This window comes from Paenibacillus sp. PvR098, from assembly GCF_017833255.1.
Lineage (GTDB): Bacteria > Bacillota > Bacilli > Paenibacillales > NBRC-103111 > Paenibacillus_G.
In genome coordinates, this window is sequence record NZ_JAFIBU010000001.1 from 541,604 (window position 1) to 568,258 (window position 26,655).

Here is a 26,655-nt window from a genome sequence, read left to right on the forward strand (position 1 = left end):
TGTCCATACAAGCCCCTAATTTTTTACATAGGAGGTCAAGATGAGCAGCAGCAGTACGGCGCAGAAACGCGACAGGTTTGAGATGCTGATGCATCAGGCGGGCGTTCCGACAGATGTAGTTCAGTCTTTTTTTTCGGACGGGTATATTGATAAGGTAGAGACGAGCCGTAAAAATAAGGAATGGGTCTTCTTTATCGTTAAAAGCCAAATTGTTCCCTCCGATATATACCGTTCCTTCTGTAAGATGATCCGCGATAAGTTTTCACATATTGCCGCGATTCGTTTCGTGTTGCAGTACACCACGGAAGTAAAACCGGAAGCGGTCGCGGATGAGTATTGGGACATGTTCATCGAGTGGGTACAGCGGGAGGCAGCGTCCATCAATGGGTGGATGACTAAAGCGCATATTGAAGTGAAAGATAATGTGCTGACGCTTCATTTGCTAGATTCCATCGGGCTTGAGCTGGCGAAGAAGAAAAATATCGGCGGCTTGATTCAGAGCTATTTCAGTAATTTCTTCGGTGTTGATTTTCTTGTAAAGTATGCCGTGAGTGGGTCACGGGAGCAAGAGATGGAGAAATTCGCAAAGCAGATTGCTCAAGAAGAAAAAGAGGTCACGAGTGTCATTATGACGGCGGTGGAAGCGGAGAACGAGGCGGCATCGCAGTCGAATGAAGAAATCAAGCTAATGGTCGGCTATGACATTAAGGAACAAGCCGTGCCTTTACAGGAAGTGCAAGACGAGGAGAAGAAAATTACGGTGCAAGGAACCGTATTTGGCTTGGATGTAAAGGAGCTCAAAAACGGAAGCACCTTATATATGTTTAACGTCACCGATTTTACCGATTCCATTATGGTCAAGGCGTTCGCCAAAACGAAGGACGACGTTAAAATCTACAATCTCATTACCAATGGTAAATGGTTGAAGCTGCGTGGGCGGGTAGAATACGACCGATTTATGCAAATACCCGAGCTAGTTATGATTCCTTCCGATGTGAACGAGGTCGTGGGCCCGCCGGATCGTAAGGATGATGCGGCGGAGAAGCGCGTTGAGTTTCACCTGCATACGTCGATGAGCACGATGGACGGCATTACTCCTGTGGATCAATATATTAAAACAGCGGCCAAGTGGGGGCACAAAGCGATCGCCGTCACCGATCACAGCGGTGTTCAGAGCTTTCCCGAAGCCTATAAAGCCTCCAAGAAACACGGAATTAAGGTCATTTACGGACTTGAAGCCAATGTCGTTAACGATTCGGTCCAAGTGGTCATGAATGCGACGGATGTCGCGCTTGCTGACGCGGAGTATGTTATTTTCGACATTGAGACGACCGGTCTGTCCGTGACCAGTAACAAGATTATTGAAATCGCTGGCGTCAAAATGAGGGAAGGCAAGGAAATTGACCGTTTTGCTACGTTTATTGATCCGCATGAACGGATTCCATACAACATCCAGCAGTTGACCAACATTACCGATGATATGGTAAAGGGAGCTCCGGAACTTGAAGAGATGCTGCCTAAATTCATCGATTTTGTCGGGGACAGCATTCTGGTGGCACACAACGCCAGGTTCGATATCGGATTTATTCAATCCAATTGTAAGCGGCTTGGCTTACCTGAAGTGAAGAATCCGGTGCTGGACACGCTGGAGCTGTCGCGTCTATTGTTCCCGACACTCAAAAACCACCGGCTCAACACGCTTTCGGACAAATTCAAGGTTAGTCTGGACAACCATCACCGGGCTATTGACGATTCGATTGCGCTTGGTTTTGTTCTATTTCATCTATTGAAGGAAGTGGGCGACAGGGGGTATACACAGCTGGATCGGCTTAACGATCAGGTTGGCAAAAACCTGGCTACTCAGCGGCCGTTCCACTGTTGTATTTATGCCAAGAACATGATAGGCAAAAAGAACCTGTTCTCGCTGGTATCCTTATCCCATACGGAATATTTTCACCGGGTAGCTTGCATTCCGAAAAGCAAGCTGCAGGAAATGCGCGAAGGCCTCATCATCTCTTCCGGGTGCGAAAAGGGCGAGTTTTTTGAGACGGTGCTCAACAAATCCGTGGAAGAAGCGGAGAACGTCGCAGCGTTCTATGATGTGTTGGAGATTCAACCGATCGGCATCAATATGCATTTGGTGGATAAAGGTTTGGTTGGCAGCCCAGCGCAATTAGAAGATGCGAATCGCAAAATTATTGAGATCGGGCGCAAGCTTGGAAAGCCGGTTATTGCCACTGGGAATGTGCACTACCTGCAACCGCGTGAAAAAATTTCACGGGATATAACGATCCACGGGATTACAGGGTTCAGCCCACTGAAAGATATCCGTAAACCGGATGTTCATTTCCGTACGACTAAGGAGATGGTGGCGGAATTCGAATATCTGGGAAAAGATATTGCCCATCAGGTTGTAGTAACAAACACCTCTGAGCTTGCGGATCAATTCGAAGAGCTGGAGCTGTTCCCGACGAAGCTCTTCACGCCGATTATCGAGGGCGCGGATGATGAAATCCGCAACACATGCTATGAAACGGCACGGCAGATTTATGGGGAACCGATTCCGGAAGTGGTGACAGCGCGGCTGGAGAAAGAATTGGTGCCGATCATCAAATACGGCTTCTCTGCGAACTATTTGATATCCGAGCGACTTGTAAAAAAGTCGAACCAAGACGGATATCTCGTCGGCTCCCGGGGGTCTGTCGGCTCCTCCGTCGTTGCTACGTTTCTGGGTATTTCTGAGGTTAACCCCTTGCCTCCTCATTATGTATGCAAATCGTGCAAACACAGTGACTGGATTCTCGACGGTTCGATTCCGAGCGGTTTCGACCTGCCGGATAAAAACTGCCCGAATTGCGGCGAGAAGCTTAAGGGTGAAGGCCAGGACATTCCGTTCGAGACGTTCCTTGGCTTCAAAGGGGATAAAGTACCCGATATCGACCTTAACTTCTCTGGCGAGTATCAGCCGCATGCTCACAACTACACGAAGGTGCTATTTGGCGAGAAGAATGTATTCCGGGCCGGAACCATCGGTACGGTTGCAGAAAAGACGGCGTATGGCTTCGTCAAAAAATATGAAGAAGAGCAAGGTAAAAAGTGGCGCGGAGCCGAGATAAATCGGCTTGCTATGGGCTGTACAGGTGTTAAGCGAAGCACCGGACAGCATCCCGGAGGGATCGTTGTCGTTCCGGATTATATTGATGTTGATGATATTACACCGGTTCAGTTCCCTGCCGACGATAAGAATTCGGAATGGAAGACAACGCATTTCGATTACCACGCGTTTGACGCGAACCTGCTCAAGCTTGATATTCTGGGACACGATGACCCGACCATGATGCGGATGCTGCAGGATTTGACAGGTGTCGATCCAACGGCGATTCCGATGAACGATCCGAAAGTGATGAGCATGTTTCATTCCGTAGAGGCGCTTGGTGTGACGCCGGCGCAGATTCGTACGCCGGTGGCGACGTATGGCGTCCCAGAGATGGGAACGAAATTTGTTCGTCAAATGCTTGAAGAGGCGAGGCCGTCCAGCTTCGCGGACCTACTTCAAATTTCCGGCTTGTCTCATGGAACGGGAGTGTGGCTTGGCAATGCGCAGGAGCTAATCAAAAAAGGCATTTGTACGATCAAATCGGTGATCGGCTGCCGTGACGACATCATGCTGTATTTGATTTATAAAGCGGGGATGGATGCCGGACTTGCATTTAAAATTACTGAAAGCGTGCGTAAGGGTAAAGGGCTGACAGAAGAGTGGAAGGAAGACATGAAAAAGCACAACGTCCCGCAGTGGTATATCGATTCCTGCGAGAAGATCGAATATATGTTTCCGAAGGCGCATGCCTCCGCCTATGTTATTTCCGCCGTACGTACGGCTTACTTTAAGCTGTACCATCCGATTGCTTATTACGCAACCTATTTCTCGGTTCGGGCGACGGACTTTGAGATTGAGCTTTTGTGTCAAGGCTATGATCCGATTCTTCGCAGGCTTTTGGAGATTGAGGAGAAGGGCTTCCAAGCCTTGCCCAAAGAGAAAAATATGATATCCATTCTCGAGATGGCGCTGGAGATGACGGCACGGGGTTTCACGTTCAAGAGCATTGATTTGTACAAATCAGATGCTACGAAGTTTCTGATTGAAGGCGACTCGCTCATTCCACCGTTCTCGGCTATCGGTGGGATTGGTGAAAATGCGGCGAAAAATATTGCCGCTGCCAAAAATGATGGGCCATTCCTATCCATAGAGGATTTTCAGACCCGAAGCAAGGCGTCAAAGACGATTGTTGAAATTCTTGCCGGCATGGGCTGCTTCCGCGGTTTGCCGGAGACAAACCAGCTTTCGTTGTTTTAAACTGAAGGGGTTGTCGTTTTCATATTATTGCAAAACCAGCGGTACTTATGGTATAATCTTCTACGGTAACAATGTTATATCTCGTAACCAGAGAGTGGGGAAACCCACTCTTTACATTTTGTATAAGGCATTAAGCGAGTGAATAGGAGGAAACAGGTTGAGCACACACATCAAATCCACAGTGGAAGAGCTGGTCCAGCCTTTTTTGGACGAGAACGGATTTGAGCTGGTCGACATCGAGTATGTCAAGGAAGGCGGGAACTGGTTTCTGCGGGTTTATGTTGATAAGGAAGCCGGTATTGACATCGACGACTGCGGACGCGTCAGTGAGTATCTGAGCGAAAAGCTGGACGAAAAGGACCCCATTCCAAGTGCATATTTCCTTGAAGTATCATCGCCGGGAGCAGAGCGACCATTAAAGAAAACTCAAGACTATCACAAGGCGGTTGGAGAACATGTTTTCGTTACAACCTATGAGACTGTGGATGGCTTGAAGGAGTTCGAGGGCAAGCTTATTTCGTTCGATGAGCAAACAGTAGAGATTGAGGTTGGCAAGAAAAAGCATGTGATTCCTTTTGCGAAAGTCGCAAGCGCGCGGCTTGCTATTGTATTCTGACGATGCATTGCTGCTAAATAACGGTCCGCATGATATGAGAGGGGGAACTCCATTCAAATGAACATGGATTTTATCGAAGCATTAAATGAAATTGAAAGAGAAAAGGGCATTGCTAAAGAAGTGCTCATAGATGCCATCGAGGCGGCTTTGATTTCTGGTTATAAAAGGAATTTTAATACTGCTCAGAACGTTCGTGTCGATATTAACCGACATACGGGTCTGATCAAAGTATACGCACGCAAGGCAGTTGTGGACGAGGTGCTCGATCCTAGGCTTGAGATTTCATTGCATGCCGCGCGGGAAATGAATCAAAACTATCAATTAAACGACATTGTCGAAATCGAAGTGACACCGCGGGATTTCGGACGAATTGCGGCGCAGACCGCAAAGCAAGTAGTCACACAGCGGATCCGTGAAGCGGAACGCGGTTTGATATATAACGCTTATGTGGACAAGGAAGAAGATATCGTCAACGGAATCGTACAGCGTCAGGATCAACGGAATCTGTATATCGATCTCGGCAAGATTGAGGCGGTTATGCCGCTCGGCGAGCTGATGCCCACGGATAAATTCAAACAAGGCGACCGGGTTAAAGCTTACATCACGAAAGTAGAGAATACGACCAAAGGTCCGCAAATTGTGCTGTCACGTACTCACCCAGGCCTGCTTAAACGACTGTTCGAGCTGGAAGTTCCTGAGATTTTCCAAGGCGTGGTTGAAATTCGATCGGTGGCTCGTGAAGCTGGGTTCCGCTCTAAAATTGCCGTTCACTCCCGTAATGAGGAAGTTGATCCGGTCGGCTCCTGCGTAGGTCCAAAGGGTATGCGCGTACAGACGATCGTGAGCGAGCTGAAAGGCGAGAAAATCGATATTGTCCGCTGGATGGAAAGCATTGAGGAATATGTGGCCAATGCACTTAGCCCGTCTAAGGTTCTGGAAGTGCAGGTGTTCGAAACAGAAAAAATGGCTCGAGTCATCGTTCCCGATTATCAGTTATCTCTTGCGATCGGAATTAAAGGGCAGAACGCCCGACTTGCCGCAAAGCTGACGGGTTGGAAGATCGACATCAAGAGTGAGACTCAAGCGGAGCAAGAGTACGGACGTCCTAAATCTTATTCTGAAGAGATTATGCATCAGGATTCGGTCAGCATCGATTAATATCGGCAGGTCGGTTGGTTAGCCATACGGGAGGGGATAAAACGATGAAGCAACGAAAAATACCTCTGCGCAAATGCGTTGCCTGCCAACAAATGATGCCTAAGAAAGAACTCATCCGTGTGGTAAAGACTCCCGACAATGAGCTTCATATCGATTTGACGGGGAAGAGAGCGGGGCGCGGGGCTTACTTGTGTGGCAAGCAGTCCTGCTTCAAGCTGGCCAAAAAGTCGCGTGCATTGGATCGCGCTCTGAAGTCTTCGGTCAGTCCGAACATTTACGATGCGCTTGAACAGGATTTCATTAAGGTGGAAGACGAGTTTATTGCCGGAAAAGATGCGGTGAACGATGAAGATGAAGAATGATAAATATCTCTCGAATTTAGGCCTTGCAATGCGGGCCGGTAAGCTAGTCAGTGGTGAGGAAATGGTCATCGATGCAGTACGAAGCGGCCAGGCAAAGCTGGTCATTGTAGCTGAAGATGCGTCCGAGGGCACGTTCAAAAAAGTAAATGATAAATGCAGTTATTATGGAGTTCCTATTCAGCAGTACGGCCGTCGGGATCAGCTTGGCGCAAGCATCGGTAAGGAAACGCGAGTCGTGATTGCAGTAACGGACGCGGGTTTTGCACGCATGTTGAAGCAGTAGGAGAACGTACGGAGGTGGACTGTATTGACAAAACAAGACAATAGTAAAGACAAAGTTAGAGTGTATGAGTATGCCAAGTCTTTGAACATGAGTAGTAAAGAGATCATCACAATTTTGAAAAGACTGGGTAAATCGGTTAACAATCATATGAGCGTAATGGAGAATGATGCGGTGGAAAGTGTAGAGAAGTTTTTCAAAGACGTAAAAGCAAATGCAGCAGCTAAGAGAAATGATGGAGCAGCGGTTGCAAAACCGGCTGATAAACCGGCAGGAGGCCAAGAGCCTAAGCAACAGACGGTTGCCGTTCAACCGAAACCGGAGCAAAGACAGCCGGCAGCGCAAGTGCAATCGGCGGCACCGAGACAAAGCAACGCCCCTTCTTCAAGCAGACCGCAAGGCCAAAGCGGCGGACAATCAGGCAGACCGCAAGGTGGCCAAGGTCAAGGAGGTTCATCATCTTCCAGCAGACCGCAAGGCGACAGCAGACAAGGTCAAGGTCAGAATCGTCAAGGCGGTCAAGGAAGCGGGCGTCCCCAAGGTCAAGGTCAGGGAGGCGGGTTTAACCGCGGCGGTGGCCAAGGTCAAGGTCAAGGCAGTGGAAGGCCTCAAGGTCAAGGTCAGGGAGGCGGATTTAACCGCAGTGGTCAAGGCGGTCAAGGTTCGACTGGCGGCAGTCAAGGCGGACGAGGTCCCGGACAACGTCCGCAAGGGCAGCAAGGCGGAGGTCAACAGGCGCAAAGGCCAGATTCCCGCAGAGGCGGTTTCGACCAGCGCAGCGGAGGCAATCGGCCAGTCGGTGCTGGAACATCCAGACCGACTGGAAGCCCGGTCCAAGCGGATGGGGATGATAATGCAAACAAAGGTGCAGCAAACAAAAAAACAAAACCAGGCCAAAGACGTTTTGATGATTTTAGATCAGGCGGGAATAATAGAGGTCCTCAGAACCGCGGCAATCAAAGGAACCAGGGCAGAGGCGGAAGAAATAATTCTGAGCCACCAAAACCGAAGATTGACAACACGCCTAAGAAAATTATCGTTCGCGGTACAATGACCGTGGGTGAGATGGCTAAGGCGCTGCATAAGGATGCTTCCGAGGTCATTAAGAAGTTGTTGTTCCTGGGCGTCATGGCTACGATCAACCAAGAGCTCGATCTGGATGCAATCCAATTGCTGGCTTCCGATTATGGAGTGGAAGTTGAACTGAAGATTCCGGTTGAGGAAGATAAGTTCGAACAGTTCGAGGAGAATGATGACGAAGCCGATCTGCTGGAGCGTCCACCGGTTGTAACGATCATGGGTCACGTTGACCATGGTAAAACGACACTGCTCGATGCCATCCGCAAGACGAACGTCACGGAAGGCGAAGCCGGAGGCATTACACAGCATATCGGTGCGTATCAGGCGGAAACCAATGGCAAAAAAATCACGTTCTTGGATACTCCTGGTCACGCTGCGTTCACATCGATGCGTGCCCGCGGCGCACAAGTGACGGATATTACGATCATTGTTGTAGCAGCGGATGACGGCGTCATGCCGCAAACGGTTGAGGCGATCAGCCACGCTAAAGCGGCCAACGTGCCGATTATTGTTGCTGTTAACAAAATCGATAAACCGGATGCTAACGCAGACCGCATTAAGCAGGAGTTGACGGAATACGAGCTGGTGCCGGAAGAGTGGGGCGGGGATACGATCTTCTGCAACATTTCCGCTAAACAGCGCATCGGTCTTGAGAACCTGCTCGACATGATTTTACTGGTCGCCGAGGTACAGGAATTTAAAGCCAACCCGAATAAACGTGCAAGAGGTACGGTCATCGAGGCAGAGCTGGATAAGGGTAAAGGGCCGGTTGCACGCGTTCTGATCCAGCACGGTACGCTCAAAGTGGGCGACAGCTTCGTTGCTGGCGTTTGCTTCGGCCGCGTGAGAGCAATGGTGAACGATAAAGGTCGGAAGCTCAAAGAAGCAGGACCATCCACGCCGGTCGAGATTACCGGTTTAACCGAGGTACCGCAAGCTGGAGATCCGTTCCTCGCGTTTGAAGACGAGCGTAAAGCAAGAGCCATTGCTGAGAAGCGTGCGATAACGCTGCGTCAATCCGAGATGGGGGCAAATGCCCGCGTAACGCTGGATGATCTTTACAAACAGATCAAGGAAGGCGAAATCAAGGATCTCAACGTCATCATCAAAGCCGACGTGCAAGGTTCTGCCGAAGCGCTCAAAGGCTCGCTCGAGAAAATTGATGTTGAAGGCGCGCGTGTTAAAATATTGCACAGCGGTGTAGGCGCCGTTACGGAATCCGACGTTATTTTGGCATCGGCCTCCAATGCGATCGTAATCGGCTTTAATGTTCGTCCTGAGCCACAAGCGAAGAATACGGCGGATCAGGAGAAAGTCGACATTCGTCTGCATAGCATCATTTATAAAGTGATGGAAGAGATTGAGCAAGCCATGAAAGGGCTGCTTGATCCGGAATATAAAGAAGTGGTTATCGGCCACGCGGAAGTGCGTAATATCTTTAAGGTCTCCAAAGTCGGTGTCATTGCCGGTTGTATGGTGACCGATGGCAAAATCGCACGAAACGCCGAAGTGCGGCTGGTGCGCGGTGGCATTGTGGTTTTCCAAGGGAAGATCGATTCGCTCAAGCGTTTCAAGGACGACGCAAAAGAAGTTGCGCAAGGCTACGAATGTGGTATATCTCTGGACAAATACAATGATATTAAAGAAGGGGACACGATTGAAGCCTTCGTAATGGAAACTGTAGAGAGGTGATCCGCAAATGGCTAAAATTCGCGTGGGCAGAGTCGGAGAACAAATCAAAAAAGAGCTGAGTCAAATCATTCAGTCGGAGCTGAAGGACCCCCGCATCGGTTTTATTACGGTGACGGGTGTCGATGTAACGAATGAGTTTTCTCATGCGAAAGTGTATTTGAGTGTTCTCGGTAGTGATGAACAGAAGCAAGAAACATTGAAGGCACTGACCCGCAGCACCGGGTTTATCCGTTCGGAGCTTGGCAAGCGAATTCGGATGCGTAAGATTCCGGAATTGCTGTTCAAATTCGACGAGTCGATTGACTACGGTTCGAAGATTCAAGGGCTCCTTCAGAAGATTAATCAGGAGAATCCGAATGTATGATCGATTCTGGTTATGAAGCACAACTCCGATCAGCGGCCGAGTTTATCCGAAGTAACGATGATTTCCTGGTGGTATCCCATGTCCAGCCTGACGGGGATGCCTCCGGTTCTACGTTTGCGATGGCATGGATGCTTCGGTCACTAAATAAAAGCTTCACCTTGATCAATGAGGGCCGAATTCCGGAGAAGTTCATGTATATGGCCGGCTCGTTCTCTGTAATTCCTTACGAAATGGAACCTCCCGAACAGAAGTTCGGGAGGATCATTTCGGTGGACTGCGCTGATTTTGGGCGTATAGGCCAAGTACAGGGCTGCTTTTCTTCGGAATGGCAGCTTTTAAATATTGATCACCATGCGACTAACGACAACTTCGGATATGTTAATCTAGTTCGGGCAGATGCTGCGGCCACGGTCGAAGTTCTGTACGATCTGGTATTGGAGCTTGGTGTCGAGCTGACCCGCGAACTGAATATTTGCATTTATTCCGGTCTTCTTACCGATACGGGCGGTTTCCGTTACTCCAACACCTCTCCCAAAGTGCTGCAGATAGCCGCAGACATGCTGGCGCGCGGCGTCCAGGGACACGAGCTAGCCGAAAGGCTGCTGGAGACGATGACTTACGGGCAGGTTTCGCTGCTGAAGCGGACCTTAAGTACGTTATCTTTCGCCCACGATAATCGGGTCGCGTGGCTGCATGTGACATTAGACGATTTATCTAACACCGATGCATCCTCTGAAGATATGGACGGGCTGGTGAACTATGCTCGTAACGTAGAGGGCGTTGAGGTGGGAATGCTATTTAAGGAGAAGCGGCCAGGTACCGTGAAGGTAAGCCTTCGATCTTCGGGTCAAGCGGATGTGGCGGCTATTGCCAAGGGTTTCGGCGGCGGAGGACACATTAAGGCTGCCGGTTGTACAATCAATGGCAGTATTGAAGAAGCGATTGAACAAGTAGTCAAGGCAGTAGGGAAGGAGCTTTCATGACGCTCGAAGGCATTTTACCGATTTGGAAGCCTAAAGGCTTCACTTCCCATGATGTAGTGGCAAAGGTTCGCCGAATCGTAAGAATCAAACGAATCGGGCACACCGGCACGCTAGATCCTCAAGTGACTGGCGTGCTGCCGCTTTGTATCGGGCGAGCAACCCGATTGGTCGAATACGTACAAGAGATGCCCAAGTCTTACGAAGCTGTGCTGTTGCTCGGCCTCTCGACTGACACGCAGGATTTAAGTGGACAAGTGCTTCAGCGGCTGGAGCGTCCTGGTGACCTGCTTACGCCGCAGCAGGTGACGGAGGCGATCGCGAAATTCGTTGGGACGATCGAACAAGTACCGCCGATGTACTCCGCGGTGAAGGTAGAGGGCAGGCGTTTGTACGAATTAGCGCGGCAAGGCGTTGAGGTCGAGCGGAAGGCCCGCACCGTGACGATTTACTCAATTGAAGTATTGAATACCGATTGGTCGGGTGAGCTACCTGAAGTTCGGTTTCGCGTAAGCTGCTCTAAGGGAACATATATCCGAACGCTGTGCGCTGACATCGGGGAGGCACTAGGTATCCCTGCGGTGATGGGGGAACTGGTTCGAACTTCAACAGGGAATATAGGTCCGGAGCAATGCTTGACGCTGGAACAAGTGGAAGAACTTCACGAACATGGCTCTCTCTCGGACAAGCTGATTCCGATGGAACATGTGCTTGGATTCCTGCCTTCGGTTCGTTTGGATGAGCATTTGACCCGAAGAGCGCTGCAGGGACAAAAAATACGATTGGAGCCGCAGCAATGGCCGCATGCGAATAGCTCACAAGCGGATCTTGGTAAGCATATTGCCGGATTCTCGGATGACGGTCGTTTGATCGGTATATTCGAATGGGACCCGCAGCACGGTCTTTTATTACCCAATAAAATTTTCTCTTAAGGGTGGGTGGCGAAGCCCGTCCTATAGAAATGTAGGTGAGTTGAAGTACGATGCATACGGTACAGCTAACGTATCCGCTGCCTGAGGCGACTAATGCAGATTCCCTGGTGCTGGCCATCGGTGAATTTGACGGCGTGCATCTCGGTCATCGAGAAGTGATTGGGCGTGCAGTGGAGCGGGGGAGCGAACTTCACCTTCCGGCGGCGATCATGACGTTCCACCCGCATCCTCGTGAAGTGCTGGGGATGGATAAATATACCCAACTGCTGACGCCGCTTGCTGCGAAGCAAAAGCAGCTGCGGGAGCTTGGAGTTCATACGACTTACATTGTCGATTTTAACGAATCGTTTATGCGAGTAACCCCAGAGCAGTTTGTCGAGCGAATGCTCATCCCTATGGGAGTGAACACCGTGTTTGTCGGGTTTGACTTCACTTTCGGTTTTAAGGGCGCGGGAACGCCGGACACACTTTGCGATCTAGCTCGAGGGCGTTTTGCCGTAGAAGTGATTCGTCCTTACCTGTTTCACGGTGAGAAGGTCAGCAGCACACAGATTCGCAGCTTTCTTCTAAATGGTGACGTCCAGGAAGCCAGCGTGCTTCTCGGCCGCCCTTATAAGCTCGAGGGAACGGTAGTGCACGGAGACGGACGCGGACGAACGATCGGTTTTCCTACGGCGAACATCGAGGTGACGGATTCTTACGTGATCCCGGCTCGTGGCGTGTATGCTGTCCTTGCGACTGTTCACGGTCGTAAAGTGGGCGCCGTTATGAATGTCGGAGTTAAGCCCACATTTGATACCGGGCTTCTGCAGCCCGTTCTGGAAGCGCATTTGTTTGACTTTTCCGAAACGATTTACGGTGAGACCATCGAGGTGGAACTGCTGGCATTTATTCGCCATGAACGAAAGTTTGACTCTGTACACGAGTTGATTTCCCAAATCGGCAAGGATGCAGATCAAGCCCGTTCCTTTATCGTTGAACAGAGATCCATGCAAAAGTTATAATTTGATTTTACTTTTATAGACGGAATATGATATACTTTGTAACGTTGCTCGATTGCAGATCTGCGGGTCTGACGAGCTATACAATAAAGTAACCTTGGCGTGGAGAATCGAACACTCCGACGATCTCTGGGCCACAGGGGATTAGACAAAATTTGGAGGTGAAATGAAATGGCATTGACTCAAGAACGCAAACAGGAATTAATCCAAACTCATAAAACACATGAGAACGATACAGGATCTCCTGAAGTGCAAGTCGCAATTCTTACAGAAAACATCGTCAATCTGACCAGCCATCTGAAGACGCACAAGAAGGATCATCACTCTCGTCGCGGTCTGCTCAAGATGGTAGGCCAACGCCGTAAGCTGCTGACGTACATCAAGAATAAAGACGTTAAGCGTTACAGCGCACTGATCGAAAAGCTCGGCTTGCGTCGTTAATTTACGGTCACAACAAAAGCAACCACGTTTGTCCTTTGTGCACGCCAGGCCTATGGCAGATGGTTGCATGGGGATCGCGGGGTTGCTTTTTTTCGGCTACTATTTTTACAAAAAGAAGGAAATACTAGCCATTATGCAGAATGCAATATAGATAAAACTAGCGGCGGCCGTGGTGCAGGATTGCTCCGAAGTCGGCTGCTAACACTACATAAGCGATACTCGTGCAAATGGTTTCCATGGAGCGAACGCAAATATTAGGAGGTTGGTTATGGAGAAAAAGGTGCAGATGGATCTCGGGGGTCGTCCGCTGATTCTCGAAACAGGACGTTTGGCCAAGCAGGCCAATGGTGCTGTTGTTGCCCGTTACGGTGATACGGTTGTGCTTTGTACGGTGACGGCATCGGCCGAACCGAAGGACTTGGATTTTTTTCCGCTGACCGTGAATTATGAGGAGCGGCTGTACTCCGTAGGTAAAATTCCCGGAGGTTTCATTAAGCGGGAAGGCCGTCCCAGCGAAAAAGCGATTCTTGCGAGCCGTTTGACAGACCGCCCGATTCGTCCGTTGTTCCCAGAAGGCTTCCGTAACGACGTGCAGGTTGTGGCCATCGTTATGAGCGTGGACCAGGAATGCGCGCCGGAGATGGCGGCTATGATCGGTGTGTCCGCGGCGCTTAGCATATCGGACGTGCCTTTTAACGGACCGATCGGCGGCGTTATTGTCGGACGGGTGGACGGACAGTTCATTATCAATCCGACATTGGAGCAGGCCGAGAAAAGCGACATTCATCTAGTGGTCGCAGGTACAAAGGATGCCATCATGATGGTGGAGGCCGGAGCCGACGAAGTGCCTGAGGAAATTATGCTTGAAGCCATCATGTTCGGTCATGATGAAATTCGTAAAATCGTTGCGATTCAAGAGCAGTTCACAGCGGAAGTCGGCAAGCCGAAGATGGAAGTTAAGCTTCACAGTGTAGAAGCCGATGTGAATCAAGCGGTTCGGGAATTTGCAAGTTCGCGCTTAGTCGAAGCGATCAAGATTCCGGAGAAGCACGCCAGACAAGAAGCGATCGATGCGGTAAACAGCGATACGAAGGAGCACTTTGCTGCGGTTTACGCTGAAACTCCAGAGAAGATGGCTGATGTGAAAGAAACGCTTCACGATATCGTGAAAGAAGAAGTTCGTCGTTTGATTACGCACGACAAAGTTCGTCCAGACGGACGCGGACTAGAGGAAATCCGCCCGATCGAGTGCGACATTAATCTGCTGCCTCGTACGCACGGATCTGGTCTCTTCACGCGCGGTCAAACGCAGGCACTCAGCATTTGTACGCTTGGGGCTTTGGGAGATGTACAAATTCTTGACGGTTTGGATTTGGAAGAGTCCAAGAGGTTCATGCACCATTACAACTTCCCACCGTTCAGCGTAGGTGAAGCGAGACCGCTGCGTCCGCCGGGCCGACGCGAGATTGGTCACGGAGCGCTTGGAGAGCGTGCACTTGAGCCTGTTATTCCTTCGGAAACGGATTTTCCTTATACAATCCGACTGGTTTCCGAGGTTTTGGAATCGAACGGTTCATCATCTCAGGCTAGTATTTGCGCAAGTACGCTGGCTATGATGGATGCAGGGGTTCCGATCAAAGCTCCGGTAACAGGTATCGCGATGGGATTGATTAAGGACGGGGAGCACTTCTCGATTCTCACCGATATTCAAGGGATGGAAGACCATCTCGGAGATATGGACTTTAAAGTGGCAGGTACGGCGAAAGGCGTTACGGCACTGCAAATGGACATCAAAATTGATGGCATTGACCGGGCTATCCTAACGCAGTCGTTGGATCAGGCGAAGAAAGGCCGTATGTTCATCTTGAACAAAATGCTGGAACGCATTGATCAGCCGAAGCCTCAGTTGTCGCAATATGCGCCAAAAATTCTCACGATGCACATCAATCCGGACAAAATTCGTGATGTCATCGGGGCAGGCGGTAAGATCATCAACAAAATTATTGAGGAAACCGGCGTAAAAATCGATATCGAGCAGGACGGACGCGTGTTCATTGCCTCGTCAAACGCAGAGATGAACGATAAGGCTCGCCAAATCATCGAAGGAATCGTCCGCGAGGTCATCGTAGGCGAAACCTACCTGGGCACGGTGAAGCGCATTGAGAAATTCGGATGCTTTGTTGAAATTTTACCGGGTAAAGAAGGATTGGTGCACATCTCGCAGCTTTCCACTGAACGCGTGGGCAAGGTAGAGGATGTAGTGAAGATTGGTGACGCGATTACGGTTAAAGTAACAGAAATTGATGCCCAGGGCCGCGTAAATTTATCGCGCAAAGCGGCATTGACGGCAGAAGTTCCGGCACAAACTTAATACCTCATTTTCTAGCTTAATCAAGCGGGAACGAAGAAAGAGTCAGAGCAGTCTGTCTCTTTTTTGTTTTGCCTGATGGTCCTGCTGGTTCTAACCTTGTCCAGAAAAACATATGAATGGGACAAACGAGGAACGACAGGAGAATGTAAATGAGACGCTATCAATTGTTGTTCGCTGCAGTTTGCTTCGGCATAATGCTCGTCCTGGTTCAGCAATCCCCTCAGGTGGAACGGTTTGTGCAGCATGCGATACAGAATGGCGCCGCGGTGGGCCTGATCGACTCTCCCCTCAGTCAGCTGTCCCGGCAGGTGTGGCGTGAGGATCCGGATGTCCGCAAGGCAGAGATGCTCGAGCAGATTCAAGCGGAAGCAAAGCGGTTTAACGTCGCTCCAGTTAATGCGATCGTCGATCGGGTTTGGAAGGCGATTCCGGGCTATAACGGACTTGAGGTCGATGTGGAAAGAACGCTGCAGCTTGCTGAGCGTCAATCGTTTCCGAATCCGCCCAAGCTCGTTATCAGGGAGGTTCCTCCGCAAATTAGCCTGGATCAGCTTGGACCCCATCCCATCTACAAGGGTAACCCGAATAAGCCAATGGCTGCCTTTATGATCAATGTTGCTTGGGGAGAGGAGTATTTGCCAGCTATATTGGATACGTTGAAGAAAGAAAATGTGCGAGCAACGTTCTTTTTTGACGGATCGTGGCTTCGTAAGAACATCCCCATGGCGCGTACGATTATGGAGCAGGGACATGAGATGTCTAATCACGCGTATTCCCACAAGGATATGAGTAAATTAAGCCGGGCACAAGCGGCCTCTGAGATCAGTAAAACTGAAACATTGCTGAGGGATGAGCTCGGTGTGGACAATAAGCTCTTCGCACCGCCTTCAGGGGATTTCAATCAAATGACTGTGGATGTGGCACACGGGATGAAGCTAAGAACGATTCTTTGGACGCTTGATACGGTAGACTGGAAAAACCCTGATCCATCCAGTATCGTCCGTAAAATCGAGACCAGAATTGAACCGGGTTCTCTCATTCTCATGCATCCGACTTCCTCCAGCAGCAAAGCGCTCCCGGGAATGATTCGCGCCATCAAGTCTAAAGGGCTTCAGATCGGCACTGTGAGCGATATCATTTCCCCTGACCGGGTCCCCAAAGTTGAGTCGGCTGAGCATTAATGTTAATATTTAAATATTATCTTTTTGGCGTATCAATACATAGCAGGACTTAAGGAGGCTCAATAGCTTGAACAAATACACGCTTAACAATGGGCTGAGAGTTGTGGTGGAGAAGATTCCGACGGGCCGCTCGGTGGCTTTCGGTATTTGGGTCAAAACCGGATCTCGGGATGAAAATGAAACCAACAACGGTATTTCTCATTTTATCGAACACATGCTATTCAAGGGCACGGATAAATACTCGGCAAAGGAGATCGCTGAGGTTTTTGACGGCATCGGCGGCAACGTGAATGCATTCACATCCAAAGAATATACCTGCTATTATTGCAAAGTGCTGGATGAGCATCTTCCGTTAGCGGTGGAAGTGTTGTCGGATATGTTTTTCCGTTCTACCTTCGACCACGAAGAGCTCGAAAAAGAGAAGAACGTTATTTATGAGGAAATCTCCATGTATGAGGATACGCCGGACGATATGGTACATGATTTGATTGCCAAAGCGGTTTTCGGCAACCATTCGCTCGGATATACGATTATCGGTACGCAGGATAACTTGGCGGCCATGAATTCGGATACACTTAGGGATTATATGAGATCGCGCTACACCATTGAGAACACGGTGATTAGCATTGCCGGTAATGTAGGTGACGACGTCGTAGAACTGATCGAACGCCATTTTGGGGGGTTCGCCGTTCAAGGCGGGGATCGTACCGTGTCGCCTCTCGGATTTAACAGCGATCTTCAGTATCATCAGAAAAAGACGGAACAGAACCATATTTGCCTTTCATTCCCCGGGTTTTCTGCTAAGGCTGAGCAGCTCTATGCCATGATTTTGCTGAACAATGCGATTGGCGGGGGGATGAGCTCCCGTTTGTTCCAGGAAATTCGTGAGAAGCGCGGACTTGCATACTCTGTATATTCTTACCATACCTCTTATCAGGATGGGGGCATGTTCACAATCTACACTGGAACGGCTCCCAAGCAGACGGATGAGGTGCTTAAAGTTACGATGGAACTGCTCTCCGATTTGAAGTCGAACGGATTGACTCCAGCGGAGCTAAAAAAAGGCAAGGAACAGATGAAAGGCAGTCTCATTCTGAGTCTGGAAAGCACCAGCAGCCGAATGAACCGGCTTGGCAAGAACGAGCTGATGCTGGGCAGGCATTACAGCCTGGATGAGATGATTGATCGAATTGAGAAGGTGGAGTTAGAGCACATTCAGGAGCTGACGGCAAGCCTGTTTGCCAAGCCTTTCGCATTGGCTATGGTTGGCCAAACGGATGAAGCCATCTCAGGTTTCGGGAGGGATCAGCTTGTCTAATGCATTTGATGTTCAAATCAAGCGGCTCCCGGGGAATGAGGATATCCCCCTCCCGCAGAAAATGTCGCAGCTAGCCAGCGGTTTCGATTTGTACGCAGCGGTAAGCGAGCCTGTGACGCTGGAGCCGGGGGCTAGGACGCTCATTCCCACCGGTTTCGCACTGGCAATGCCGGGAGAGCTGGAGGCGCAGATTCGGCCTCGAAGCGGGCTGGCATTCAAACACGGCATCACCTCCCTTAACAGCCCTGGCACGATCGATGCGGACTACCGCGGCGAAGTAAAGGTGCTGCTGATTAACCACGGTTTGGAGCCGTTCATCATTGAGCGGAAGGAAAGAGTCGCGCAAATGGTGTTCCAACGGGTACCGCAAATCCGCCTTACGGAAGTGGAAGAACTGGACGATACGGTACGCGGCGCAGGCGGGTTCGGGCACACGGGAACCAAATAATAGCATATTTTGAGAATAAGCGTTTTTCCGTTTCCGGCTTAGGCTGGGTACGGGAGGACGCTTTTTTGCTGTTCAGTGGCGTGCATGTTGATGTCCCCGGCAATCGGCATCAACAAGCTATTTGCAATGCGTTCCCTGTATTCCTTAGCAGGGCTATGGAACCCATCTTTGGGCTCACGCATAAGATGATTTATCGAAAGCGACTTAGAAAGAGGTGAGAATGATGCTTACCGGGATTCAAGTGGCGCTGATCGGCGGTGATGCCCGCCAGCTCGAAGTCATTCATAAATGCTCCGAGCTGGACGCTACCGTAGTACTTATCGGATTCGACAATTTGCAAAACGGGTCCAGCGGAATCACCAAGGCAGAGTTGACACCTGAGGCTCTTGAGGGAATGGATGCCGTTATCTTGCCTGCTGTAGGTACGGATGACTACGGTCATGTGGAAAGTCTCTTTGCATCGAAGGAATTGCGTCTAGAGGGTGAACATATAGCTGCACTCCCGAAGAAGGCCAAGGTATTTGCCGGTATGGCGAAGCCTTATCTACGCGAGCTTTGCTCCAGGGAGGGAATAGAGCTGGTGGAGCTATTCGACCGAGATGATGTGGCCATTTACAACTCCATACCGACCACCGAAGGCGCCATCATGATGGCTATTCAAAATACGGATATTACGATTCATGGTTCTGAGTCGATGGTGCTAGGCTTTGGCAGGACAGGAGTAACGCTTGCCAGGACGCTTCAGGGTATGGGTGCGAATGTAAGGGTAGGTGTGAATAAACCGGAATATTATGCCCGGGCTTCGGAGATGGGAATGAACCCTTTCTACACGAAAGATCTGATCGCGAACGTTTTTCATGTCGACCTGCTTTTTAATACTATTCCGTCCATGATCGTCACGGCCCAGATCATAGCGAATATTCCTCATCGTGCACTCATTATAGACCTTGCCTCAAAGCCTGGAGGGACGGACTTCCGTTTTGCCGAGAAACGGGGCATAAAGGCGATACTTGCTCCGGGGCTTCCCGGCATTGTTGCGCCGAAGACTGCAGGACGGATCATAGCCGACACAATTACACGGATCATCATGGAGGATGCAAATTAAGGGAGGAATGAGTAAAAATGAATTGGCAGGATATCACGGTAGGGTATGCTCTGACAGGCTCTCACTGCACCTTTGAGGAAGTGATGCCGCAAATTCAGCGATTTGTGAATGCTGGAGCAAAGGTGGTACCTATTGTATCAAATACGATCATGACTACGGATACGCGCTTCGGCACATCGGAAAGTTGGCAAAAACAGTTGAAACAGATCACAGGAAATGATATTATTTCTTCAATTGTAGATGCAGAACCGCTCGGACCTTCGAAGCTGCTGGATGTACTGTTGATCGCTCCTTGTACGGGGAACACGACAAGCAAATTGGCGAATGCCATGACCGAGAGCCCTGTACTAATGGCCGCGAAGGCACAAATGCGCAACGGGCGGCCCCTGGTGCTGGCCATTTCGACAAATGACGGCTTGGGCCTGAATGCCATGAACGTAGGGAAGCTGCTCATTACAAAGAATATTTATTTCGTGCCTTTCGGACAGGATAATCCGGCGGCCAAGCCGAATTCGCTTGTAGCCCGCATGGACTTGATCATGGAAACGTGCGAAGCGGCGCTACAAGGAAAGCAGCTGCAGCCGATGCTGATTGAACGGTTTAATTACTGATCATACATCTTATTTATTTCATCATAGGGGAGAGACGAACACATGTCGAATCAAAAATTGTTTAATGTCGCAGTAGTGGGCGCAACAGGTGCCGTAGGAGAACAAATTATCCGTTTGTTGTCCGAGCGGAATTTCCCCATAGGTGAGCTCAAGCTTCTATCTTCTGCACGGTCAGCAGGTAAGAAGATTAATTTTAAAGGTCAAGAAATTACGCTTGAAGAAGCTAAGCCGGAAAGCTTCCGTAATGTAGATATCGCTTTGTTCAGCGCAGGGGGCGACGTCAGCCGCGCGCTCGTACCGGAAGCGATCAAGCACGGTACGATATGCGTAGATAACACCAGCGCTTACCGGATGGATCCGGAAACTCCGCTTGTGGTGCCGGAAGTGAACATCGATAAGATTAATGAGAACAAGGGCGTTATTGCCAACCCGAACTGTTCGACGATCCAAATGGTTCAGGCATTAAAGCCGTTGTACGACCGTTACGGTATCTCCCGCATTATCGTTTCCACATATCAAGCTGTATCGGGTGCAGGGGCCAGTGCGATTAACGAAATGCTGCGCCAATCCCGTGCTGTACTCGACGGCCAGCCTGTAGAGCCTCAAATTTTGCCTGTAGGCTCGCTGCCGGTTAAGCATCAAATCGCGTTTAACGCCATCCCACAAATCGACAAATTCGTGGATAACGGCTTTACTTATGAAGAAATGAAAATGATCAATGAAACGAAAAAAATTATGGGCGACGAATCGCTGGAAGTGACCGCTACATGCGTGCGTATTCCAGTCGTTTACGGGCACTCGGAGTCGGTATATGTCGAGCTGAAGAGCGACTTTGATGTTGAGGAAGTAAAGAACCTGCTCGCAGAAGCACCAGGAATCATCCTGCAGGACAATGCGGAGCAGCAGTTATATCCGCTGGCAACGGAGGCGACCGGTAAGCTGGAGACGTTCGTTGGACGCGTACGCCGTGACCTGAGCAATCCGCGGGCGCTGAACATGTGGATCGTATCCGATAATCTGTTGAAAGGCGCCGCTTGGAATGCGGTACAAATCGCGGAGTACATTGCAATCGAAAAATAATTATTGAACTACATTGGTGTTCAAATCGGCTTCCTGTTATGATGCGGGAAGCTTGGTTTTTGCTATATCTCAGATGGGCTAATCGAGAAGGGGAGATCTTTATGAAGATCATGGTGCAGAAATTCGGAGGCACGTCCCTCTCCACAGTCGAAGCCAGAGCACACGTTATCGAGCATATTCAGGATGCTTTGAAGCAAGAATACAAGCTAGTTGTTGTCGTATCGGCTATGGGGCGTAAGGGTGAACCTTATGCAACGGATACTTTACTGGAATGGATTCATCAGAACGGCGACAGTCTGCCGGACAGAGAGAAGGATATACTGCTTTGCTGCGGAGAGCTCATTTCGGCGGCCACCCTATGCAGCTTGTTGAACGCGACAGGCGTACCGGCGTCAGCTTTAACCGGAGCGCAAGCCGGGATTCAAACCAACGATGTTTTCGGGAACGCCCAAATCGCATCCGTCAAGCCAGAGCGTATCCTTGGACTGCTGGAGCAGGGAAACGTTGTCATTGTTGCCGGATTTCAAGGTGAGACGGCAGATGGCGATTTCACGACGTTGGGACGCGGAGGCAGTGACACGTCCGCAACCGCTCTGGGCGCTGCGCTTAAGGCAGAAATTGTCGATATCTTTACCGACGTAGGCGGAATTTTGACGGCTGATCCGCGTATTGTAGCCGACGCGCAGCCGCTGCCTGTCGTATCGTATATGGAAATATGTAATATGGCGCATCTCGGCGCCAAAGTCATTCATCCGAGAGCGGTGGAAATAGCGATGCATGCCGGCATCCCTGTGCGTGTACGGTCCACGTTCTCGAAAGACCCGGGCACGCTTGTAACTCATTCCGATGCGATCAAGGGAGAAGCGGGATCGGTACATGACCGGTTCGTTACGGGCATCGCCCACGTACCAGGCATCTCACAGATTCGCGTATCGGCGAAGGAAGGTAGCTATGATCTTCAGCTTAACGTTTTTAAAGCGATGGCTCGTCAACGGATCAGTGTCGATTTTATTAACGTGAATCCTTCGGGAGTTGTTTATACGGTATTTGACTATGAGGCCAATCGGGCAGCTAATACACTGATGGAATTGGGGTTAACGCCGCAAATTACGTCGAATTGCGCCAAGGTGTCGATCATCGGCGGCGGGATGAACGGCGTTCCGGGCATCATGGCACATATTGTCGAAGCACTGACGGAAGAAGACGTACAAATTTTGCAGTCCGCGGACTCTAATGCCACCATCTGGGTATTAGTTCAGGAGGAGGACATGGCCAAAGCCGTAAGAGCGCTGCACAAGCAGTTTAAATTACACAGAACAACTAAGTAGGAGGAGTTTTGTCGTGGATTTTGGAAGACTTATAACGGCAATGGTAACGCCCTTTGATACCGACCTTAGGGTAGACATGGCGGGGTTCGAGAAATTGATCGACTATCTTATCGATGAGCAGCAAAGCGACAGCCTTGTTGTTTGCGGTACAACCGGAGAATCGCCGACGCTTACAGAGGAAGAGAAGCTCGAGCTCTTCCGGACCGCTGTGAATCATGTCAAGGGCCGCTGTAAAATTATAGCGGGAACGGGAAGCTATGATACAGCGCACTCCATCCATTTATCCCAGGAGGCGGAGAAGCTTGGCGTAGATGCGCTGCTGTTGGTTGCTCCGTATTATAATCGTCCTTCTCAAGAAGGCTTGTATCAGCATTTTAAAGCGATCGCCGAATCGGTAAACATTCCGGTTATTTTGTATAACGTTCCTGGACGTACAGGAGTAAATATCGATGCCGATACGACGATTCGTTTGTCACATATTCCGAATATCGTCGCCACCAAGGATTGTGCGGATACGGATCAGCTGACCCAGATCGTCAGTGGGGGTGCTCCGGGATTCCTTGTCTACAGCGGTGACGACAGTGCTGCACTTCCGGCGATGTCGGTGGGAGCACATGGTATCATTAGCGTCGCCAGTCATGTGATTGGAAAAGAAATGAAAGATATGATAAAATGTTATTTACAGGGAGATGTCCAAGGGGCAGCACGGCTTCACGGCCAATTACTTCCGGTATTCAGAGGATTATTCTTCTGTCCACATCGCGTGCCGAATCCGGCGCCGGTGAAGCATGCGCTTCATCTCAAAGGAATGCCGGCGGGGGGCGTACGTTTGCCGCTCGTGAATGTTACCGAACAAGAAGGACAATTCATTGATTCCTTGTTTGAATGATGTCTTCGAATGAATCGGTGCCATTCTGGCATCGATTTTTTTTTTTGGGAAACAACTATGAATACTATTGTTTAATGGCGTGATATTTATCAGCTTGTAAATGGTTAATTTGTTCATGTATAATGGTGGCAAGTGACTGGTGCGGTATATTTTTGGTTTAAAGGCTCATATCTGAATCGTCGTCAATTAATAAGAGGAGGTTTATGTAATTGTCCAAGAAAAATATAGACAAATTATCGATTTTCGCCTTGGGCGGCGTAGGGGAAATCGGAAAGAACATGTATGTTGTGCAATACGCGAACGATATTGTTGTGGTTGACTGCGGATTGAAATTTCCAGAGGAGGACATGCTCGGAATCGATATCGTCATTCCGGATATTTCCTACCTGACGGAAAATCGCGATAAAGTTCGGGGTATTCTGATCACCCATGGACATGAGGATCACATTGGCGGATTGCCTTACGTGTTGAAGCATTTGAATGTGCCAATCTACGGTACGAGATTGACCATGGGACTCATTGAAACGAAATTAAAGGAAGCAAGTCTGCTTGGCGAAACGAAACGAATCGTTATTACGTCCGATTCAGAATTGAAGCTGGGCTGCATGACTGCTACTTTCTTTAAAACGAATCACAGTATTCCGGATTCCGTCGGAGTGTGTCTGGAAACACCGGAAGGAAATGTCGTTCATACCGGAGACTTCAAGTTCGATCAAACGCCGGTAAATGAGCAGTATGCTGATCTTCACCGGATGGCGGCCATCGGTCAAAAAGGTGTATTGGCGCTGCTATCGGACAGTACCAATGCGGAGCGTCCGGGCTATACCGGTTCCGAGCGGAGTGTCGGTGCGGAGATTGAAGAGGTGTTTCGCAAAGCGAAGCAGCGTGTTATCATTGCGACCTTCGCCTCGAATATTCACCGGATTCAACAGGTCGTCGAAGCTTGCGAGAGCACTCGCCGGAAGCTTGTTGTGATCGGCCGCAGCATGGTGAATGTAGTCGGTATCGCTAGCGAGCTCGGATATTTACGCATTCCGGACGGAATGCTGATCGAACCGGAAGAAGTGAATAAACTTGCTGCGGATCGCGTCGCGATACTTTCAACCGGTTCGCAAGGCGAACCGATGTCAGCCCTTACACGGATGGCGCGTTCTACGCACCGTAAGGTGGACATTTTACCGGGAGACACGGTTATTATCGCTGCGACTCCGATTCCGGGCAATGAACGTTACGTGGGACGTACAGTGGATGAACTAATGCGTATAGGCGCTCATGTGATTTACGGACCGGGCTCGATCACAGGCGTACACGTTTCAGGTCACGGAAGCCAAGAAGAGCTGAAGCTGATGCTGAACATGATGCGTCCTAAATATTTCATACCGATTCACGGGGAGTACCGGATGCTTAGACAGCACGGTATGCTGGCCGAGTCCGTTGGCATACCGCGGGAGGATATTTTCATCGTGGACAACGGTGATACGGTAGAAATTTTAGATGGAGTGGCGCGCAAGGGATCCAAAGTCACTGCTGGCAACATTCTGATTGACGGTCTTGGTGTGGGCGATGTTGGTAACATTGTACTGCGTGACCGCAAACTGCTGTCGCAGGACGGCATTCTAGTTGTTGTGGTGACCCTCAGCAAGCAGGATGGTGCTATTTTGTCCGGTCCGGACATCATTTCACGTGGTTTTGTATATGTGCGTGAGTCGGAAGGACTGCTTGAGGAAGCGAATCGCATCGTGACCAGCACGCTGCATCGCTTAATGAATGAAAATGTAAACGAGTGGGCGTCTCTAAAAACTCATGTGAAGGACGCACTTGGACGATTTTTATATGAACAAACCAGAAGAAGACCGATGATTCTCCCTATTATTATGGAAGTCTGAAGCGGTCCACCAGTCATAGCACCGTTAACTAAATAGATGTCACTTACATGAAAAAGGCCGCCTGTGTCGATAATCGACGCAAGGCGGTCTTTATATGTATCCGCGCATAGTTTTACGATCTTGTACCATACTAAGGTGAGATTTTAGCACCTTAGGGGGAATGTGACATGGAAGCTGACAATAATCAAAAGCAGCAGACACAGCCAGTAGCGGATGACGCAAGAAAGAACGGTACGGTGGAAACTATCCAGCAATTGGGGCAAACGAATGTTCCGAGCAACGAGTCCAATATCTTTTGCATGACGATTATTGGACAGGTCGAAGGGCATCTTGTCCTTCCGCCGCAAAACAAAACGACGAAATATGAGCATTTGATCCCGCAGCTTGTCGCGGCTGAGCAAAATCCGAAAATCGAAGGAGTATTGATTATTTTGAACACCGTTGGCGGTGATGTGGAAGCGGGACTTGCGATCGCAGAGATGATTGCTACGTTATCCAAACCGACCGTCACCTTGGTACTAGGCGGAGGTCACAGCATCGGGGTTCCGATTGCGGTCTCAGCCAATTACTCCATCATTGCAGAAACGGCGACGATGACCATCCATCCGATTCGGCTGAATGGATTGGTGATCGGAGTGCCTCAGACGTTCGAGTATCTGGATAAGATGCAGGAGCGCGTCATTCGTTTTGTCACACGCCACTCCAGAGTGGAGGAAGAAAAATTCAAAGAGCTGATGTTCAAAACGGGAGAGCTCACCCGAGATATCGGAACGACCGTAATCGGATCGGATGCTGTTAGGTACGGATTGATCGACGCGATAGGCGGTTTGGGAGAAGCCATCAAAAAGCTGAATGGGATCATTGAAGAGCGGCGCAAAACCCAAGCAGGGGGGATGATTCAATGATTCATTATACGGTGCTTCCGCTTGAAGCCGTGATGGAAGGTATAGATAATGAAAATTTTGCAAGGACAGTTGAAATCGTCATAAATGGGATTACAATGCAGGTTCAACCGATCAACCCCCAGCAGGCGACCATTGTTCGCTTAATCAGCTGCAACCCGCAGGATTACTTGAATCCGCAGTACGCGCCCGGCAGTTTGATTGAGTTTCAACCGGTGCTGCAGGGCTAAGGACCGAATTTACATTCCCCTCGTTCAGCTTCGCCCCAGTTTATGG

At 49.8% G+C, this 26,655-nt stretch carries 23 protein-coding genes; all 23 read left to right on the forward strand.

Annotated elements, in window-relative coordinates; genetic code table 11:
* The first annotated feature begins 40 nt into the window (after positions 1 to 40).
* The 23 genes from JOE45_RS02705 to JOE45_RS02815 all read left to right on the forward strand — a co-directional run bounded on the left by JOE45_RS02705 (position 41) and on the right by JOE45_RS02815 (position 26,609).
* Positions 41 to 4,354 carry a PolC-type DNA polymerase III gene (locus tag JOE45_RS02705; RefSeq protein ID WP_210021652.1) on the forward strand — a complete coding sequence of 1,438 codons (4,314 nt, stop codon included), beginning with the start codon at positions 41 to 43 and terminating at the stop codon, positions 4,352 to 4,354.
* Positions 4,355 to 4,511: 157 nt separating this feature from the next.
* Complete coding sequence (gene rimP, locus JOE45_RS02710) at positions 4,512 to 4,970, forward strand: ribosome maturation factor RimP (protein ID WP_210021651.1); 459 nt, start codon at positions 4,512 to 4,514, stop codon at positions 4,968 to 4,970.
* Between the two features lie 57 nt (positions 4,971 to 5,027).
* Positions 5,028 to 6,128: a transcription termination factor NusA gene (gene nusA / locus JOE45_RS02715; RefSeq protein WP_210021650.1), complete on the forward strand. Its 1,101-nt coding sequence runs from the start codon at positions 5,028 to 5,030 to the stop codon at positions 6,126 to 6,128.
* Between the two features lie 44 nt (positions 6,129 to 6,172).
* Positions 6,173 to 6,490 carry an RNase P modulator RnpM gene (gene rnpM / locus JOE45_RS02720; protein WP_210021649.1) on the forward strand — a complete coding sequence of 106 codons (318 nt, stop codon included), beginning with the start codon at positions 6,173 to 6,175 and terminating at the stop codon, positions 6,488 to 6,490.
* Positions 6,480 to 6,773 carry a YlxQ family RNA-binding protein gene (locus JOE45_RS02725; RefSeq protein WP_210021648.1) on the forward strand — a complete coding sequence of 98 codons (294 nt, stop codon included), beginning with the start codon at positions 6,480 to 6,482 and terminating at the stop codon, positions 6,771 to 6,773. Before rnpM ends, JOE45_RS02725 begins: the two co-directional genes overlap by 11 nt.
* Before the next feature lie 24 nt (positions 6,774 to 6,797).
* Positions 6,798 to 9,542 carry a translation initiation factor IF-2 gene (gene infB / locus JOE45_RS02730; protein WP_210021647.1) on the forward strand — a complete coding sequence of 915 codons (2,745 nt, stop codon included), beginning with the start codon at positions 6,798 to 6,800 and terminating at the stop codon, positions 9,540 to 9,542.
* Positions 9,543 to 9,549: 7 nt separating this feature from the next.
* Positions 9,550 to 9,906: a 30S ribosome-binding factor RbfA gene (gene rbfA, locus JOE45_RS02735; protein WP_210021646.1), complete on the forward strand. Its 357-nt coding sequence runs from the start codon at positions 9,550 to 9,552 to the stop codon at positions 9,904 to 9,906.
* Positions 9,903 to 10,889 carry a DHH family phosphoesterase gene (locus tag JOE45_RS02740; protein ID WP_210021645.1) on the forward strand — a complete coding sequence of 329 codons (987 nt, stop codon included), beginning with the start codon at positions 9,903 to 9,905 and terminating at the stop codon, positions 10,887 to 10,889. The genes rbfA and JOE45_RS02740 overlap by 4 nt, the downstream gene beginning before the upstream one ends.
* Positions 10,886 to 11,818, forward strand: coding sequence for a tRNA pseudouridine(55) synthase TruB (gene truB, locus JOE45_RS02745; RefSeq protein WP_210021644.1), 933 nt, complete (start codon positions 10,886 to 10,888; stop codon positions 11,816 to 11,818). Before JOE45_RS02740 ends, truB begins: the two co-directional genes overlap by 4 nt.
* Before the next feature lie 50 nt (positions 11,819 to 11,868).
* Complete coding sequence (locus JOE45_RS02750) at positions 11,869 to 12,822, forward strand: bifunctional riboflavin kinase/FAD synthetase (RefSeq protein WP_210021643.1); 954 nt, start codon at positions 11,869 to 11,871, stop codon at positions 12,820 to 12,822.
* Positions 12,823 to 12,990: 168 nt separating this feature from the next.
* A complete protein-coding gene (gene rpsO / locus JOE45_RS02755) occupies positions 12,991 to 13,260 on the forward strand; it encodes a 30S ribosomal protein S15 (RefSeq protein WP_210021642.1) in 270 nt (89 codons plus the stop codon).
* Between the two features lie 268 nt (positions 13,261 to 13,528).
* Positions 13,529 to 15,631, forward strand: coding sequence for a polyribonucleotide nucleotidyltransferase (gene pnp / locus JOE45_RS02760; protein WP_210021641.1), 2,103 nt, complete (start codon positions 13,529 to 13,531; stop codon positions 15,629 to 15,631).
* 149 nt (positions 15,632 to 15,780) lie between these two features.
* Positions 15,781 to 16,812, forward strand: a complete 1,032-nt coding sequence (locus tag JOE45_RS02765) for a polysaccharide deacetylase family protein (RefSeq protein ID WP_210021640.1) — start codon at positions 15,781 to 15,783, stop codon at positions 16,810 to 16,812.
* A 67-nt stretch (positions 16,813 to 16,879) separates the two neighbouring features.
* Positions 16,880 to 18,130, forward strand: coding sequence for a M16 family metallopeptidase (locus JOE45_RS02770; protein WP_210021639.1), 1,251 nt, complete (start codon positions 16,880 to 16,882; stop codon positions 18,128 to 18,130).
* Positions 18,090 to 18,578, forward strand: a complete 489-nt coding sequence (gene dut, locus JOE45_RS02775) for a dUTP diphosphatase (protein ID WP_210021638.1) — start codon at positions 18,090 to 18,092, stop codon at positions 18,576 to 18,578. The genes JOE45_RS02770 and dut overlap by 41 nt, the downstream gene beginning before the upstream one ends.
* 223 nt (positions 18,579 to 18,801) lie before the next feature.
* Positions 18,802 to 19,683, forward strand: a complete 882-nt coding sequence (gene dpsA, locus JOE45_RS02780; protein WP_210023450.1) for a dipicolinate synthase subunit DpsA — start codon at positions 18,802 to 18,804, stop codon at positions 19,681 to 19,683.
* A gap of 17 nt (positions 19,684 to 19,700) precedes the next feature.
* A complete protein-coding gene (locus JOE45_RS02785) occupies positions 19,701 to 20,294 on the forward strand; it encodes a dipicolinate synthase subunit B (protein WP_210021637.1) in 594 nt (197 codons plus the stop codon).
* Positions 20,295 to 20,336: 42 nt separating this feature from the next.
* Positions 20,337 to 21,374 (forward strand): aspartate-semialdehyde dehydrogenase, encoded by a 1,038-nt coding sequence (locus JOE45_RS02790; RefSeq protein ID WP_210021636.1) that lies wholly within the window; start codon positions 20,337 to 20,339, stop codon positions 21,372 to 21,374.
* A gap of 101 nt (positions 21,375 to 21,475) precedes the next feature.
* Positions 21,476 to 22,702 (forward strand): aspartate kinase, encoded by a 1,227-nt coding sequence (gene dapG, locus JOE45_RS02795; protein ID WP_210021635.1) that lies wholly within the window; start codon positions 21,476 to 21,478, stop codon positions 22,700 to 22,702.
* 13 nt (positions 22,703 to 22,715) lie between these two features.
* A complete protein-coding gene (gene dapA, locus JOE45_RS02800) occupies positions 22,716 to 23,591 on the forward strand; it encodes a 4-hydroxy-tetrahydrodipicolinate synthase (protein WP_210021634.1) in 876 nt (291 codons plus the stop codon).
* A 209-nt stretch (positions 23,592 to 23,800) separates the two neighbouring features.
* Positions 23,801 to 25,477 (forward strand): ribonuclease J, encoded by a 1,677-nt coding sequence (locus tag JOE45_RS02805; protein ID WP_210021633.1) that lies wholly within the window; start codon positions 23,801 to 23,803, stop codon positions 25,475 to 25,477.
* Positions 25,478 to 25,644: 167 nt separating this feature from the next.
* Positions 25,645 to 26,382 carry a ClpP family protease gene (locus JOE45_RS02810; protein ID WP_210021632.1) on the forward strand — a complete coding sequence of 246 codons (738 nt, stop codon included), beginning with the start codon at positions 25,645 to 25,647 and terminating at the stop codon, positions 26,380 to 26,382.
* Entirely contained in the window at positions 26,379 to 26,609 is a 231-nt protein-coding gene (locus JOE45_RS02815; RefSeq protein WP_210021631.1) for a YlzJ-like family protein, read from the forward strand. The genes JOE45_RS02810 and JOE45_RS02815 overlap by 4 nt, the downstream gene beginning before the upstream one ends.
* Positions 26,610 to 26,655: the final 46 nt, after the last annotated feature.